13 protein-coding genes and 1 riboswitch are annotated in these 15,591 nt (G+C 72.6%); of the genes, 11 read left to right on the top strand and 2 right to left on the bottom strand.

Features of this window, described 5'->3' with window-relative positions; translation table 11 throughout:
• Positions 1-63: 63 nt before the first annotated feature.
• The gene (locus tag ABD223_RS00570; RefSeq protein ID WP_344033779.1) at positions 64-1,443 is read left to right on the top strand and encodes a hypothetical protein; all 1,380 of its coding nucleotides are present in this window, start codon (positions 64-66) and stop codon (positions 1,441-1,443) included.
• Positions 1,444-1,522: 79 nt separating this feature from the next.
• Here ABD223_RS00570 and ABD223_RS00565 read toward each other — a convergent pair whose 3' ends face one another.
• Entirely contained in the window at positions 1,523-3,094 is a 1,572-nt protein-coding gene (locus ABD223_RS00565) for a dolichyl-phosphate-mannose--protein mannosyltransferase (RefSeq protein WP_380646440.1), read from the bottom strand.
• 15 nt (positions 3,095-3,109) lie between these two features.
• Here ABD223_RS00565 and rsmI point away from each other — a divergent pair, with 15 nt between their 5' ends.
• Positions 3,110-3,964 (top strand): 16S rRNA (cytidine(1402)-2'-O)-methyltransferase, encoded by an 855-nt coding sequence (rsmI, locus tag ABD223_RS00560; RefSeq protein ID WP_380646443.1) that lies wholly within the window; start codon positions 3,110-3,112, stop codon positions 3,962-3,964.
• Here rsmI and ABD223_RS00555 read toward each other — a convergent pair.
• Complete coding sequence (locus ABD223_RS00555) at positions 3,951-4,226, bottom strand: hypothetical protein (protein ID WP_344033777.1); 276 nt, start codon at positions 4,224-4,226, stop codon at positions 3,951-3,953. The two genes, rsmI and ABD223_RS00555, sit on opposite strands and share 14 nt — an antisense overlap.
• A gap of 87 nt (positions 4,227-4,313) precedes the next feature.
• Between ABD223_RS00555 and metG the strand changes: the two genes are divergently transcribed.
• The 9 genes from metG to ABD223_RS00510 all read left to right on the top strand — a co-directional run bounded on the left by metG (position 4,314) and on the right by ABD223_RS00510 (position 15,578).
• The gene (gene metG / locus ABD223_RS00550; RefSeq protein ID WP_344033776.1) at positions 4,314-6,104 is read left to right on the top strand and encodes a methionine--tRNA ligase; all 1,791 of its coding nucleotides are present in this window, start codon (positions 4,314-4,316) and stop codon (positions 6,102-6,104) included.
• Positions 6,101-6,937 (top strand): TatD family hydrolase, encoded by an 837-nt coding sequence (locus ABD223_RS00545; protein WP_344033775.1) that lies wholly within the window; start codon positions 6,101-6,103, stop codon positions 6,935-6,937. The genes metG and ABD223_RS00545 overlap by 4 nt, the downstream gene beginning before the upstream one ends.
• Positions 6,938-7,214: 277 nt before the next feature.
• Positions 7,215-8,663, top strand: coding sequence for a resuscitation-promoting factor (locus ABD223_RS00540; RefSeq protein WP_344033774.1), 1,449 nt, complete (start codon positions 7,215-7,217; stop codon positions 8,661-8,663).
• Positions 8,664-8,673: 10 nt separating this feature from the next.
• Positions 8,674-9,546 carry a 16S rRNA (adenine(1518)-N(6)/adenine(1519)-N(6))-dimethyltransferase RsmA gene (gene rsmA, locus ABD223_RS00535; protein WP_344033773.1) on the top strand — a complete coding sequence of 291 codons (873 nt, stop codon included), beginning with the start codon at positions 8,674-8,676 and terminating at the stop codon, positions 9,544-9,546.
• A gap of 95 nt (positions 9,547-9,641) precedes the next feature.
• Positions 9,642-9,734, top strand: a riboswitch (SAM riboswitch).
• Positions 9,735-9,947: 213 nt separating this feature from the next.
• Positions 9,948-10,958 (top strand): methionine ABC transporter ATP-binding protein, encoded by a 1,011-nt coding sequence (locus ABD223_RS00530; RefSeq protein WP_344033772.1) that lies wholly within the window; start codon positions 9,948-9,950, stop codon positions 10,956-10,958.
• Positions 10,955-11,638: a methionine ABC transporter permease gene (locus tag ABD223_RS00525; protein WP_344033771.1), complete on the top strand. Its 684-nt coding sequence runs from the start codon at positions 10,955-10,957 to the stop codon at positions 11,636-11,638. The genes ABD223_RS00530 and ABD223_RS00525 overlap by 4 nt, the downstream gene beginning before the upstream one ends.
• Positions 11,639-11,673: 35 nt before the next feature.
• The gene (locus tag ABD223_RS00520) at positions 11,674-12,483 is read left to right on the top strand and encodes a MetQ/NlpA family ABC transporter substrate-binding protein (RefSeq protein WP_344033769.1); all 810 of its coding nucleotides are present in this window, start codon (positions 11,674-11,676) and stop codon (positions 12,481-12,483) included.
• Between the two features lie 301 nt (positions 12,484-12,784).
• Entirely contained in the window at positions 12,785-13,747 is a 963-nt protein-coding gene (locus ABD223_RS00515) for a 4-(cytidine 5'-diphospho)-2-C-methyl-D-erythritol kinase (RefSeq protein ID WP_344033768.1), read from the top strand.
• 37 nt (positions 13,748-13,784) lie between these two features.
• Positions 13,785-15,578 (top strand): ABC-F family ATP-binding cassette domain-containing protein, encoded by a 1,794-nt coding sequence (locus tag ABD223_RS00510; protein WP_344033767.1) that lies wholly within the window; start codon positions 13,785-13,787, stop codon positions 15,576-15,578.
• Positions 15,579-15,591 lie beyond the last annotated feature (13 nt).

Here is a 15,591-nt window from a genome sequence, read left to right as displayed (position 1 = left end):
TGCGCGGCCCTTGTCGAAAAAGGCGGTGATCCGAGTGGTGGGGAATACCGTGCGAGGGGGCCGATGTCGTCCGCGGAAAGCTGGCACGCCGCCAGGTTGATCCCCACTTCGGGGATCAGCGGCGCGGAGGAGCAGGAACGCAGGGCGACTTCCGCATTGCTCGCGGTGATGTCCGCGGTGCGCGAATTCGGGCGCGCCCTCACGCAGCCGCTGGGCGCGCCCGCGGCGGCCGTGCGGACGTTCATCGAGGTGCCGTTCGAGTCCGGGGGGCGCGAGCTCGTCCCCGCCGGGCTGGTCCGGGTGGTGCGCGGCCGGCGGTCGTGGACCGCGCTGGTCGAGGTGAGGACCGGCGGCAACGAGCTGCGGACCGAGCGGCTGGAGGACTGCCTGGACGTGGCCCGCGAGCAGGGCTTCGACGCGGTGGTCACGATCTCCAACGAGATCCCGGCGCTGCCGGGGCGGCACCCGACGCCGGTGGACCGGCGCAAGCTCGATGAGGTCGCCCTGCACCACTGGTCGTGGACCCAGGTGCTCTGCGAGGCCGTCGTGCAGAAGGAGCACCGGGGCGTCGCCGACGCGGACCGGGCGTGGGTCCTCGGCGAGCTGATCCGCTACCTGGAGCACCCGCGATCAGGGACGATGGCCTTCGAGGACATGGGCGCGTCGTGGGTCCCGCTGCGCGAGGCGATCCAGGCCGGGACCCTGCGCGCGGGCGACGGGGCCGCTCCCGAGGTCGCGCTGCGCTTCGACGCGCTGATCCGCTTCGCCTGCCTCCGGCTCGGCCGCCGCCTCGGCGCCGAGGTCACGCCCGCGCTCACCCGCAGGGAGCTCGCCGAACCCGGGGTGCGCGTGACGGGCCAGGTCGGGCAGCTCGTCTCCGACGGGCGGCTCACCGGCGGCATCCGCATCCCGGGCACGGTCGGCGCCCTCCAGGTGACCGCCGACCTCCGCGCCGGGCAGGTCGTCTGCCACGTCGACTTCGACGGTCCCCGCGAGGGCCGCCCCACCACCCGGGTCGACTGGCTGGTCCGGCAGCTCAAGGACGCGCCGGAGACCGTCCGGCTGGAGGCCTTCGCGCTGCACGGGCGCGGCGCGGGCGCGTCGGAGCTGCTGAGGGTCGTGCGGAACGACCCCACGGTTCTCGTGACGGATCCCGCGAAGGAGATCCGCGGTTTCCGGGTGGCGGTCACGACGCCGATGGGCGGCGAGCGGGGAACCGGCCGGAATTCCTTCATCGATTCCGTGCTCGACGCCGTGACGAATTTCTACGAGGACGTCGTGCAGGACCTCAAGCCGTGGGCCTCCACGCCGCCGCGCATTCGACCGGAAGAGGTTTTCGCGCCGCCCGCCGACGTGACGCCGGCCCTGGTGTCCACCGCGCCGTCCTCGCAGGACGGGCCCGAGGTCGGCGCCAGGGCGCCGGCTCCCCCTGCTCCGGCGTGAACGGGGGCGACCGTGCCCGCCGGTGAACCGCGGTGGGCGCCGCGACGTCCCGCTCGGACGTCGCGGCGCCCCTCGTCGGTCAGTTCCAGGACGGCAGCCACTTCTGGGCGTCCCACATCTCCGGCGTGATCGGCACGCCGTTCAGGATCGGCCACAGCCAGGCGAAGTTGGCCACCACCAGGCCGACGTAGAGGGCCACCGCCAGGCGGCCCGTGCCGCGGCGCTCCGGGCCGTCCGTGCTGCGGCCCAGCACCTCGCCCAGCGCCAGCGCGATGCCCAGCACCAGGAACGGGGCCATCGGCATCGCGTAGAAGAAGTACATCTGCCGGTCGACGTTGACGAACCAGGGCAGGAAGCCCGCGCCGTACCCGACCAGCACCGCCGCGTACCGCCAGTCCAGCCGGCTGATCGACTGCCACAGCGCCCACGCCAGCACCGGGAACGCCAGCCAGTACAGGGCGGGCGTGCCGATCAGCATGGTCGCGCCGACGCACGTCGCCGCGCCGCAGCCCGTCACCGCGCCCTCGTAGTAGTAGAGCATCGGCCGCAGGCCCATCGGCCACGTCCACGGCTTCGACTCCCACGGGTGCTTGTTCGTCTCGGAGGTGACCAGGTTGGTGTGGAACTCGAAGACGTTGCTGCTGTAGTACCAGAGCGCCCGCAGCGGGTCGGGCACCCACGAGTCGTCGGGCAGCTTCGTGCCCACCACGTGCCGGTCGATGCCGGTCTCCGAGGCGAACCACGACCACCACGTCGCCAGGTAGGCCAGCACCGGCACGAGCAGCAGGGCGTACAGCGACGGCAGCAGGTCCCGGACGAACGCGCCCAGCCAGGGCCGCTCCACGCCCGCCGCCCGCCGCGCGGTGGCGCTCCACAGCACCGACAGCACGCCGAAGAACGCGATGTACCACAGCCCGGACCACTTCACGCCGCACGCGAGCCCCAGCATGAGGCCCCCGGCGAACCGCCACCAGCGGAAACCCAACCAAGGCCCGTACGGCGAGTCGGTCACCCAGCCCTCGCGCACCGCGACCGCCAACCGGGCGCGGACCTGGTCCCGGTCCACCACCAGGCACGCGAACGACGCCACCACGAAGAACGTCAGGAAGGAGTCGAGCATCCCCATCCGGGACTGCACGTGGCTCAGGCCGTCCGCGACGAGCAGCACGCCGGCGAGGGCCGCGACCAGGTCGGACCGCGTCAGCCGCCGCGCGATCCGGACCACCAGCACGATCGTCAGCGTGCCCGCGAGCGCCGCGGTGAACCGCCAGCCCACGCCGTCGTAGCCGAACAGCCACTCGCCGATCGCGATCAGCTGCTTGCCCAGCGGCGGGTGGACGATCAGCTCGTAGCCGGCGTTGTCCTCGTACCCGCCGTTGCGCAGCACCTGCGCCGCCTGGGGCACGTAGTGCTTCTCGTCGAAGACCGGTGTGCCCTTGTCCGTCGGGAACCCGAGGTTCCAGAACCGCACCGCGCCGCCGATCAGGGCCACGACCAGGGTGACCAGCCAACCCCGCAGGGGTTCGCTCATCCGCCCGGGTTCGAGCAGGCGGGCCCTCGACTCGCGGTCGGCGCCCGGGGGCGGGCCCGCCTGCGGCACTTCGCCGGGGGCGACCACGTCGTCTGCGGACTGCGGTGCGATCAGGCTCACGGAGCCGATCGTAGGGTGAGAGGCGTGAGACCTGTATCCGGATCAGGCCGTTTGGTGCTGGCGGCTACTCCACTCGGAGACGTCCGCGACGCATCGCCCCGCCTGGTCGACGCGCTGGCGACGGCCGAGGTGGTCGCCGCCGAGGACACCCGCAGGCTGCGCTCGCTGGCCGCCGCGCTCGACGTGACCCCGTCGGGCCGGGTGGTGAGCTTCTACGACCAGGTGGAGACGGCGCGCCTGCCGGGCCTGCTGGAGGCCATGAGAGAGGGCTCCACGGTGCTGCTGGTGACGGACGCGGGCATGCCCAGCGTGTCCGACCCCGGCTACCGCCTGGTGGCGGCGTGCGTGGCGGAGGACATCACCGTGACCTGCCTGCCCGGTCCGTCGGCGGTGACCACGGCGCTGGCCGTGTCGGGCCTGCCCTCGGACCGCTTCTGCTTCGACGGGTTCCCGCCCCGGAAGGGCGGCGAGCGGCGGCGCTGGTACGCCGGCCTGGTCGACGAGGCCCGGACCTGCGTGTTCTTCGAGTCGCCGCACCGGCTGGCGGACAGCCTGGTGGACGCGGTGGCCGTGCTGGGCCCCGACCGGCGGGCGGCGGTGTGCCGGGAGCTGACCAAGACCTACGAGGAGGTCAGGCGGGGCACGCTGGGCGAGCTGGCGTCGTGGGCGGCGGAGGGGGTGCGCGGTGAGGTCACGGTGGTGCTCGCGCCCGCCGAGCCCCGGGAGGGCCCGTCGATGGAGTCGCTGGTGGCGGAGGTGAAGCAGCGGGTGGCGGACGGCGAACGCCTGAAGACGGCGGCGGCCGAGGTCGCGGAGGCGGCGGGGGTGGGCAAGAAGGCGCTCTACGACGCCGTGGTCAGCGGGGGGTGACCACCCGCGCGTCGACCCCGGGCAGGCTCTCGGACTTCGCCTTCGCGTCCGTGGTCACCAGCGTGCGGTTCGTCGCCCGTGCGGTCGCGTTCGCCTCGAACTCCTCGTCGAAAGCGGGGTGGCCCCGCCACCCGCGGAGCAGTTCGCGCAGCGCCTTGCCGTTCGCCCGGGGGGCGGGGGCGATCATCGCGACGCGGTGGCCGTCGCGGGTGACGACGATCGTCTCCGTGCCCGTCCTCGTCCCCGCTCGCGCCCCCTCCACCACCCGGGCGAACCCCGTCCGAGTGATCCGGCAGCACGGCCCCCCACCCGCGAAAACCCGCCCGACCCGCCTCCGTAGGCTTAACGCATGAGTGCCTCCGTGCTGACCGCGGTGGCGTGGCCCTACGCCAACGGTCCCCGCCACATCGGTCACGTCTCCGGTTTCGGTGTCCCCTCCGACGTGTTCTCCCGCTTCATGCGCATGTCGGGCCACCGGGTGCTCATGGTCTCCGGCTCCGACGAGCACGGCACCCCCATCTCGGTCCAGGCCGAGAAGGAGGGCCTGACCACCCGCGAGCTCGTCGACAAGTACCACCGCGTGATCACCGAGGACCTGCACGGCCTGGGCCTGTCCTACGACCTGTTCACCCGCACCACCACCGGCAACCACTACCAGGTCGTCCAGGAGCTGTTCCTCGCGCTCTGGCGCAACGGCTACGTCGTGCCCAAGACGGAGATGGGCGCGATCAGCCCCTCCACCGGCCGCACCCTGCCCGACCGCTACATCGAGGGCACCTGCCCGATCTGCGGCTACGACGGCGCCCGCGGCGACCAGTGCGACAACTGCGGCAACCAGCTCGACCCCGTCGACCTGAAGAACCCGCGCTCGCGCATCAACGGCGAGACCCCGAAGTTCATCGAGACCGAGCACCTGTTCCTGGACCTGCCGCAGTTCATCGACGCCCTGGGCACCTGGCTCCAGACGCGCACCGAGTGGCGCCCGAACGTGCTCAAGTTCAGCCAGAACCTGATCGGCGACCTGCGCCCGCGCGCCATCACCCGCGACCTCGACTGGGGCATCCCCATCCCGCTCGACGGCTGGCGCGACCAGCCGATGAAGCGGTTCTACGTGTGGTTCGACGCGGTGATCGGCTACTTCAGCGCGTCCGTCGAGTGGGCCCGCCGCAGCGGGAACCCGGACGCCTGGCGCGAGTTCTGGACCGGCGACGCCCAGGGGTACTACTTCATGGGCAAGGACAACATCGTCTTCCACTCGCTGATCTGGCCGTCCCTGCTGCTCGGCCAGAACGGCCAGGGCGCCAAGGGCGGCGAGCCCGGCTCGTTCGGCCCGCTGAACCTGCCGACCGAGGTCGTGTCGTCCGAGTTCCTCACCATGAGCGGCTCGAAGTTCTCCACCTCGCGGGGCACGGTCATCTACGTGACCGACTTCCTCAAGGAGTTCGGCCCGGACGCGCTGCGCTACTTCATCTCGGTCGCCGGCCCGGAGAACCAGGACACCGACTTCACCTGGGAGGAGTTCGTCCGCCGCACGAACTTCGAGCTGGCCAACGAGTGGGGCAACCTGGTCAACCGGTCCATCTCCATGGCGCACAAGAACGTGGGCGCGGTCCCGCGGCCGACCAGCCCGACCGGGGCCGACCACGAGCTGCTCGCCCTGAGCCGCGCCGCGTTCGACGTCGTCGGCGGCCACCTGCGCCGCTCGCGGTTCAAGCAGGCCTCGACCGAGGCGATGAAGGTGGTCGGCGCGGCCAACCGCTACCTGTCCGACCAGGAGCCGTGGAAGCTGAAGGACGACCCGGAGCGCCGGGACACCGTCCTGCACACCGCCCTCCAGGTCGTCCAGGACGCCAACGCCCTGCTCACGCCGTTCCTGCCGCACTCGGCCCAGAAGGTGCACGAGCTGCTGGGCGGCCAGGGCGTCTGGGCGGCGCAGCCGCAGGTCACCGAGGTGCGGGACCTCGACGTGCCCGACCGCGGCTACCCGGTGCTGACCGGGGACTACGCCGCCGAGCAGGCCACGTGGGAGTCCACGCCGATCGAGGTCGGCCGCCCGCTGGACAAGCCGACCCCGCTGTTCGCGAAGCTCGACCCGGAGCTGGGCGAGAAGGGCCCCGACTGGGCCCCGATCACCCGGTGACCAAGCGCAGGGGCGAACGACCGCCGGCGCCGGAACCCCTCCCGGCGCCGGTGGTCGACGCGCACACCCACCTCGACGCCTGCGGCGCGAAGACGCCGCAGGACGTCAAGGCGGTGCTCGACCGGGCGGGTGCGGCCGGGGTGGACCGCGTCGTCACCGTCGCCGACGACCTGGACGCCGCCCGCTGGGCCGCCGAGGCCGCCACGTGGGACGAGCGGGTCTTCGCCGCCGTCGCCCTGCACCCCACCCGCACCACGGGCTTCGGCGACCGCGAGCGGGCCGTGCTGACCGGGCTGGCCGGGCACCCGCGCGTGGTCGCGATCGGCGAGACCGGCCTGGACTACTACTGGGACTACGCCTCGCCCGAGGACCAGCGGGCCGCGTTCCGGTGGCACATCGGGCTCGCCAAGGACACCGGCAAGCCGCTGATGATCCACGACCGCGAGGCCCACGAGGACGTCCTGAGGATCCTCGACGAGGAGGGCGCGCCGGCGCAGGTGGTCTTCCACTGCTTCTCCGGCGACCTCGACTTCGCGCGGCGGTGCGTCGAGCGCGGCTTCACCCTGTCCTTCGCGGGCACCGCGACCTTCCGGAACGCCCACGCCCTCCGGGAAGCCGCGCGGTGGGTGCCGGAGGAGCGCCTGCTGGTCGAAACGGACGCGCCGTTCCTCACGCCTCACCCGTACCGGGGTCGCCCGAACGAACCCTATTGCGCGAACTACACCCTGCGGGACATCGCCACCCTGCGTGAGGCGGACCTGGGGGAACTGGCCTCGGTGATCACCCGGAACGCCGAGCGGATCTTCGGGCTCCGTGACGCACCGCAGCCCTGATGCCCTTGCGACGAACGGACTATCGCACTGCACCGCCGACGGGGTGACTGAACTCACAAGTCCTTCGGGGGTGTTTGCACAACCTCCCGACACCCGTTACGGTCCCGTGACCGTGCCCCACGTATCCAGTGCCGGGGCGCACCCGCGGTCGGGGCGGGTCGACACACCAGAAGCGAGAAGGCCGGACAGCACGGGAGTTGCCGGAGATCAGTAGCTGACCGCCGACAGCGAACGCGCGCGTTGCGGGACTTCGCGCCTTCAGGAGGTATGGAACCCCGTGAACTCGTTCAACGAGGACACCGACTGGTTTACGCCCGTGAAAGACGTCCCGGCCACCAGCGTCGACGTCCTGGACAGACCGGTGCACCCGGTCGAGTGGGACAACGCGCACTGGGAGACCGCGGTCTTCACGATCACGCCGAACGACGTCCTCGACGTCCTCGGCCCGGACGCCGACGAGCTGCTGGCGAACGCCAACGTCGACGTCGACGAGCTGATCCGGCTCATCAACGCCGAGACGACGCTCCTCCCGCCGATCATCATCCCGGACGAGGTCTCCCAGGACCGCGTCGCGGGCGCGCCGGCCGCCGAGCGGCCGGACGCGCCGCCCGCCGCCCTGGTCGAAGCCGCCGGCAAGTGGAAGCGCCGCTTCCTCAAGGCCGCGGTCGCCACCGTGCTGGTGACGATCTCCGGTGGGGGCGCGACCGCCATCGCCATGGACAAGTCGATCACGGTCGACGTGGACGGCGAGGCCAAGACCGTGCGGACCTACGAGTCCACCGTCGGCGACATCCTCGCCGAGGAGGGCATCACGGTCGGCGCCCACGACGCCCTGAGCCCGAGCCCCCAGGCCAAGGTCACCGACGGCGGCAAGATCTCGCTGGACCGCGGCCGCCTGGTGAAGGTCACCGTGGACGGCGAGCAGCGCGAGGGCTGGGTCCGCTCGGTCACCGTCGACGAGGCGCTGGAGCAGCTCCGCATCGACGACGAGGGCGCCTGGATCTCCCACGAGCGCGGCATGGACGTCCCGCTGGCGGGAATGTCCGTCGAGGTCAAGAGCCTCAAGACGATCACGCTCTACGACGGCGGCGAGGCGCCCCGCCAGCTCCGGACGACCGCGGTCACGGTCGACGAGCTGATGAAGGCCGAGAACCTGGGCCTCGGGGCCGACGACAAGCTCGAAACGGCCGCGGACCTGCGCATCACCAACGGCGTCGAGGTCCACATCAGCCGCACCGGCGTGTCCGTGATCAACGCGACGGAGGCCGTCCAGCCGCCCGTCGAGGAGGTCAAGGACGACACCATGATGAAGGGCCAGAAGCAGGTCGTCGACGAGGGCGTGGCCGGCGAGCAGATCGTCACCTACCGCGTCACCACCAAGAACGGCCGGGAGATCGGCCGCGAGAAGCTGGGCGTCAAGGTCACCAAGGAGCCCCAGGCCCGCAAGGTCAAAGTCGGCACCAAGCTGCCGCCGGACGGCGCGGTGTGGGACTCGCTGGCCAAGTGCGAGGCCGGCGGCAACTGGGCCATCAACACCGGCAACGGCTACTACGGCGGCCTCCAGTTCAACAAGGGCACCTGGGACGCCTACGGCGGCTCCCAGTACGCCGCGTACCCGCACCAGGCGTCCCGCGAGCAGCAGATCGCCATCGCGACCAAGCTGCGCGACGCCCGCGGCGGCTACTCGGCGTGGCCCGGCTGCCGGTCCAAGCTGGGCCTGCCGTAAGAATGGGCGCGTGACCGGAGCTTCATCGTCGGCCGGGCCGGGGGGCAGCGCGCTCCTCGGCCCGGCCGACGTCCGTCGGCTCGCCGCCGACCTCGACGTCCGCCCCACCAAGAAGCTGGGGCAGAACTTCGTGCACGACCCGAACACGGTGCGCCGCATCGCGGCCTCGGCCGGCCTGGGGCCGGACGACGTCGTGCTGGAGGTGGGACCGGGCCTGGGCTCCCTGACGCTGGCGCTGCTGCCCGCGTGCCGGGCGCTGGTGGCGGTGGAGATCGACGGCGTGCTGGCCGGCCGCCTGCCCGGCACCGTCGCCGAACGCGCGCCCGACCTGGCCGGCCGGCTCACCGTCGTGCACGAGGACGCGATGCGCGTCACCGCGGCGCGGCTGCCGCACGCGCCGACCGCGCTGGTGGCCAACCTGCCCTACAACGTGGCGGTGCCGGTGGTGCTGCACCTGCTGGCCGAGCTGCCGTCGCTGCGCACCGGTCTGGTGATGGTGCAGTCGGAGGTGGCCGACCGGATGGCCGCCGGTCCCGGCAGCAAGGTCTACGGCGTGCCCAGCGTGAAGCTGGCCTGGTACGCCGACGCCCGCCGGGCGGGCGCGGTGCCGCGCTCGGTGTTCTGGCCGGTGCCCAACGTGGACTCGGCGCTGGTCGCGTTCGAGCGCCACGAACTCCTGTCCACTGTGGACCGGAAGAAGCTCTTCTCGTTGGTGGACGCGGCTTTCGCGCAACGGCGGAAGACGCTGCGCGGCGCGCTGGCGGGGTGGGCGGGTTCGCCCGCCGAGGCCGAGCGGCTGCTGCTGGCGGCGGGTGTCGACCCGACCACGCGCGGTGAAAAGCTCGGTATCCGAGACTTTATCCGGATAGTCGAAGTTTCTTAGCGTCTTCAAACAACGATCTTTCGGCCATAAGTGTGATCTGCCGAACGGTTCCGTTACGGGCTTGCGTCGAACGGGGTCCGTCAGGTGTACTCGACGTGCCATCCCGAGCGGCCGAGAGACCTGGCTCCACGACGCCGCAGCAACCACCCCGACCTGGGGGCAGGTGCTTCAGCCAGGAACGATGGAGGATCACGTGCCCAGGATGCGAACGCTCACGCGCAGACGAGTCGTCGACCACGGCCGTCGCACGGTGTCCGGCTGTCGCAGCTGACGAGCTGACTCCCCAGTCGTCCTCCTGCTTCACCTCCGCGCCCTGAATCCCCGGGCGCGCCTGCCAGTCGAGACCTCCGGTCGCGCGCGCCACGGGCGTGCGCCGCCGCACGCAGTCGTGGAGTGAAAACGTGATCACTGTCGAGAACCTCACCAAGTCCTTCGCCGGGAGTACCGGGCAGGTTCGCGCGCTGGACGGCGTGAACCTGGACGTCGCCGCCGGCACCGTGCTGGGCGTGGTCGGCCCGAGCGGCGCGGGCAAGTCGACCCTCGCCCGGTGCGTCGCGCTCCTGGAGCGCCCCGACAGCGGCGCGATCCGCGTCGACGGCACCGACCTCGTCTCCCTCGACGGCACCGCCCTCCGCGCCGCCCGCCGGCGCATCGGCGTCGTGCCCCAGGGCGACTCCCTGCTGCGCCAGCGCACCGCCGCGGGCAACGTCGCGCTGCCGCTGGAGGCCGCCAACCTGGCCGGGCCGCAGCGCCGCACGCGCGTCGCCGAGCTGCTGGACCTGGTGGGCCTGACCGACAAGGCCAACAGCTACCCCGACCAGCTCTCCGGCGGCCAGCGCCAGCGCATCGCGGTCGCCCGCGCGCTCGCCGCGCAGCCCTCGGTGCTGCTGGCCGACGAGCCGACCTCCGCGCTGGACCCGGACACCACCGGCTCGGTGCTCACCGTGCTGGACCGGGCCCGCGCCGAACTGGGCGTGACGGTGCTCGTGGTCACCCACGACATGGGCGTGGTCCGCCGGATCTGCGACGACGTCGCGGTCCTCGACGGCGGTCGCGTCGTCGAGCACGGCAAGGTCCTCGACCTCGTGTCCGACGCCGGCAGCCGCACGGCCTCCTCGCTGCTGCCCTCCGTCGACCAGAACCCGGCGGTCGACAGCGCCTTCGACCGGGTCGCGGACGTCGTGCTGGTCGGCTTCGCCGCGGTCGGCGCGCTGCTGCCCGAGGCGACCAACCGGTTCGGCGTCGAGCTGAACCTGCTGGGCGGCGGCCTGACCAGGCTGGGCGAGACCCCGGTCGCGCGGTTCCGCGTCGGCCTGAAGGGCGAGCGCTCGGACTCCGCGCTGGAGTGGATCTCGGACGCGGGCGGCTCGGTGCGGCGGACCCTCACGGGTCCGCAGGGAGTCGCTGCGTGAGGTCTGCGACACCCTGGTCCACCGTGTTCGACGACGTGCTGCTCGCCACCGGCGAGACGTTGTACATGGTGGGCGTCTCCACCCTGATCGCGGTCCTGCTCGGCACCCCCGTGGGCATCTGGCTCCAGCTCACCGCCCCCGGTGGGCTGAAGCCCCGCCCGCTGCCGCACAAGGTGCTCGGGTTCGTGGTGGACCTCGGTCGCTCCATGCCCTTCCTGGTCCTGCTGGTGGTGCTCACCTCGCTGACCAGGCTCCTGCTCAGCACCACCATCGGACCGACCGCGGCCATCGTGCCGCTGGCCGTCGGCGCCATCCCGTTCGTCGGCAGGCTGGTCCAGAACGTGCTGTCCGAGGTGCACGTCTCCGTGGTGGAGGCGGCGGTCACCACCGGCTCCTCCACCACCCGCATCGTCCGCAGCGTCCTGCTCCGCGAGTCGCTGCCCGCGCTGGTGAACGCGATCGGCGTGACCGCGATCGCCCTGCTCGGCTACTCGGCCATGGCCGGCGTGGTCGGCGGCGGCGGGCTCGGCGACCTCGCCGTGCGCGAGGGCTACCAGCGGTTCAACGACCGCTACCTGTGGAGCACCGTGGCCGTGCTCGCGGTGATCGCCACCGCGCTCCAGTTCACCGCGAACCGCGTGGCGCGGGCCGTCGACCGGCGCCGCCACGCCTCCGTCTGACCCCCCTGTTCACGTCTTCTCCCAAAAGGAACGACATGCGTATTCGTGCTGCCCTGCTGGCCGTGCTGCTGACCGCGGTGGGCTGCGGGAGCGGCGGCCGGACCGGCGCCGCCTCGGACCCGGACGCGCCGCTGAAGGTCGGGGTGAGCCCCGTGCCCCACGCCCAGGTGCTCAAGTACGTGGCCGACAACCTGGCCGCCTCCAAGGGCCTGGAGATCGAGGTCGTGGAGTTCACCGACTACGTGCAGCCGAACACCGCGCTGGTCGACGGGTCGCTGGACGCCAACTACTTCCAGACCGTGCCGTACCTGGACACGTTCAAGGCCGAGAGCGGCGCGTCCCTGGAGTGGATCGGCCCGGTCCACCTCGAACCGCTGGGCCTGTACTCCACCAAGCACGAGTCGTTGGCCGACCTGCCGGACGGCGCGAAGGTGGCCGTGGCGAACGACGCCACCAACGAGGCGCGCGGCCTCCAGCTGCTCCAGGCCAACGGCCTGATCAAGCTCAAGGCGGGCGCCGAGGCGACCGCCACGGTCCGCGACGTCGAGGACAACCCCAGGAACCTGGAGTTCGTCGTGCTGGAGGCCGCCCAGCTGCCCCGCTCGCTCGACGACACGGACGCGTCCGTGATCAACGGCAACTACGCCATCGACGCGGGCCTCAAGCCGGCCGACGACGCCCTGGCGCTGGAGGAGGCCGAGGGCAACCCCAACGCCAACGGCCTGGTCACCCGCGCCGAGCTGAAGGACGACCAGCGGGTCGAGGACCTCCTCGCCCTGCTCCAGTCCCAGCAGGTCAAGGACTACATCACCAGCACCTTCTCCGGCTCCGTCCTCCCCGTCTGACCGCCCACCCGGTCCCGAACGCAGAACTCGCGGTGTCCGAGTGGAGGACACGCGACACCGGACCGGAGGACACGCCGGCTTTCGCGCGTGTCCTCCGGTCGGGCATCGCGTGTCCTCCACTCCGGCATCGCGAGTCGTACGTCCAGGACCACCGTGTCGTACGTCCAGGACCACCGTGTCGTACGCCCGGGTGCCCCGAGTTCTGCGTCCAGGTCGTTCCGGCGGCGGATCCGGGCGCGTTCGTCGCAGGTCAGGGGTGGGTGGGAGCGGGCACCCCGGCAACGCCCGTAGGCTTCAGGGCGTGCTAGCAGTCGTCCCACCCCCGGTCACCGTCCGCGTCCCGGCCAAGGTCAACCTGCACCTGGCCGTGGGCGATCAACGCGAGGACGGCTACCACGACCTGGTGACGATCTTCCAGGCCCTGTCGCTGACCGACGAGGTCACCGTCGCCATCGCCGACGACCCCGGCGTCGAGGTGCACGGCGAGGGCGCCGACTCGGTGCCCACCGGCGCGTCCAACCTCGCCTGGCGGGCGGTGCGGGCGCTGGCCGAGCACGTCGGCCGCGACCCCGAGGACCCGAAGGTCCGGGTGGCGATCCGCAAGTCCATCCCGGTCGCGGGCGGCATGGCGGGCGGCAGCGCGGACGCGGCCGCCACGCTGGTCGGCCTGGCCTCGCTGTGGCGGCTGGAGGTCTCCCGGGACGAGCTGGCCCCGCTGGCCGCCAAGATCGGCGCGGACGTCCCGTTCGCCCTCTACGGCGGCACGGCGCTGGGCACCGACCGCGGCGACCGGATCGTGCCGGTGCTGGCGCGGCACACGTTCCACTGGGTGCTCGCCTTCGACCGGCGCGGCCTGTCCACCCCCGAGGTGTTCGACGAGCTGGACCGGCTGCGCGCGGACGGCGACCCGCCGCGCGTCGGCCAGGCGGAGGCCGTGCTGGAGGGCCTGGCGTCCGGCGACCCCCGGCAGCTCGCGCTGCTGCTCGGCAACGACCTCCAGGCGGCGGCGGTGTCGCTGCGGCCGAACCTGCGGCGCACGCTGCGGGCCGGCGTGAACGCGGGCGCCCTGGCCGGCATGGTGTCCGGGTCCGGGCCGACCTGCGCGTTCCTGTGCACGGACGGCGACTCCGCGGTCCGGGTGGCGGCCGAGCTGGCCGGCGCGGGGGTGTGCCGGACGGTGCGCGTCGCGCAGGGCCCGGTGCACGGCGCCCGCGTGATCGGCACCGAGGAACCCCGGCCGACGCCGCCGGAAGTGCACGCCTGAGCTGCTTGTCCCACCCGTTTCGACGAAGGTGCTGGTAGTGGCCAACCTGGTCAATCTTGAGAACGTCTCCAAGTCGTTCGGCGTGCGCCCGCTGCTCGACGGCGTGTCCCTCGGCGTCGGCGCGGGCGACCGGATCGGCGTGGTGGGCCTCAACGGAGGCGGCAAGACCACGCTGCTGGAGGTGCTGGCCGGCGTCGCCGAGCCGGACGACGGCCGCGTCAGCCGCAACCGCGACCTGCGCATGGCCGTGGTGACGCAGCGCACCGAGCTGACCGAGGGCTCGACCGTGCGCAACGCCGTGCTCGACCCCCTCGGGTACGGCGCGGAGCACGAGTGGGCGGCGGACGCGCGGGTGCGCTCGATCCTCGACGGCCTGGGCATCACGGGCTTCGGGCTGGACTCGCCGGTGGGCACCATGTCCGGCGGCGAGCGGCGGCGGGTCGCGCTGGCCGCGGCGCTGGTGCGCGACCTGGACCTGGTGGTGCTGGACGAGCCGACCAACCACCTCGACGTGGAGGGCGTGCGCTGGCTGGCCGACCACCTGCTGGCCCGCCGCACCGCGCTCGTCGTGGTGACCCACGACCGGTGGTTCCTGGACACCGTGTGCAGCCGCACGTGGGAGGTCACGCACGGCCGCGTCGAGCAGTACGAGGGCGGCTACGCCGACTGGATCTTCGCGCGGGCCGAGCGCGCCCGCCTGGCCGACGCGGCCGAGGAGAAGCGCCGCAACCTGGCCCGCAAGGAGCTGGCGTGGCTGCGCCGCGGCGCGCCCGCGCGCACGTCCAAGCCGCGCTACCGGATCGAGGCGGCCGAGGCGCTGATCTCGGACGTGCCCGCGCCGCGCGACTCGGTGGAGCTGCTGGCGTTCGCCAAGCGCCGCCTGGGCCGCACGGTGCTGGAGCTGGAGGACGTCACGCTCACCGTGCCGGACCGCGTGCTGGTGCGCGACCTGACGTGGCGGATCGGGCCCGGCGACCGGGTCGGCATCGTCGGCGTGAACGGCTCGGGCAAGACCACGCTGCTGCGGGCGCTGGCCGGCGAGCGGTCGCCGGAGACGGGCCGCCGGGTCCAGGGCCAGACGGTGAAGCTCGCCCACCTGAGCCAGGAGCTGCACGACCTCGACGGCTCGATGCGGGTGCTGGAGGCGGTCGAGGAGATCGCCCGCCGCGTGGTGCTGGGCAAGCAGGAGATGTCGGCGTCGCAGCTGGCCGAGCGGTTCGGGTTCTCGTCGCAGCAGCAGTGGACGCCGGTCGGCGAGCTGTCCGGCGGCGAGCGGCGGCGGCTCCAGCTGTGCCGGCTGCTGATGGCCGAGCCGAACGTGCTGCTGCTCGACGAGCCGACCAACGACCTGGACATCGACACCCTCCAGCAGCTGGAGGACCTGCTCGACTCGTGGCCGGGCACGCTGGTCGTCATCTCCCACGACCGGTACCTGGTGGAGCGGGTGTGCGACAAGGTGGTGGCCCTCTTCGGCGACGGCGGGCTGACCGACCTGCCCGGCGGCATCGAGGAGTACCTGCGGCGGCGGGACGCCCAGAAGGACGCGGCGCCCCCCGGCCAGAGGGCCGGCGCCCAGAAGCCCGGCGCGCAGGGTTCCGCGGCGGCCCCGTCGGCGGCCGACCAGCGCGCGGCGCGCAAGGAGCTGTCCCGCCTGGAGCGTCGGCTGGAGGCGTTGCAGAAGAAGGAGACCGACCTGCACGCGAAGCTGGCCGAGGCGTCCACCGACCCCGAGCGGCTGCTGGCCCTGGACGCGGAGCTGAAGGCCGTGCTGGCGGAGGCGGAGGACGTCGAGGCGCAGTGGCTGGTGGCCGCGGAGGCGGCGGAGGGGTGACGCGGCCGGTCCC

The sequence above is a fragment of the Saccharothrix xinjiangensis genome (assembly GCF_039527585.1).
GTDB classification, from domain to species: Bacteria; Actinomycetota; Actinomycetes; order Mycobacteriales; family Pseudonocardiaceae; genus Actinosynnema; species Actinosynnema xinjiangensis.
Note: the sequence above shows the minus strand (reverse complement) of the source record. Positions and strands in the feature narration are given on the sequence as shown.

Excerpts from the sequence above, each read along its gene's own strand:
- ABD223_RS00570 (WP_344033779.1), top strand. The coding sequence starts at position 64 with ATGTCGTCCGCGGAAAGCTGGCACGCCGCCAGGTTGATCCCCACTTCG.
- metG (WP_344033776.1), top strand. The coding sequence starts at position 4,314 with ATGAGTGCCTCCGTGCTGACCGCGGTGGCGTGGCCCTACGCCAACGGT.
- ABD223_RS00520 (WP_344033769.1), top strand. The coding sequence starts at position 11,674 with ATGCGTATTCGTGCTGCCCTGCTGGCCGTGCTGCTGACCGCGGTGGGC.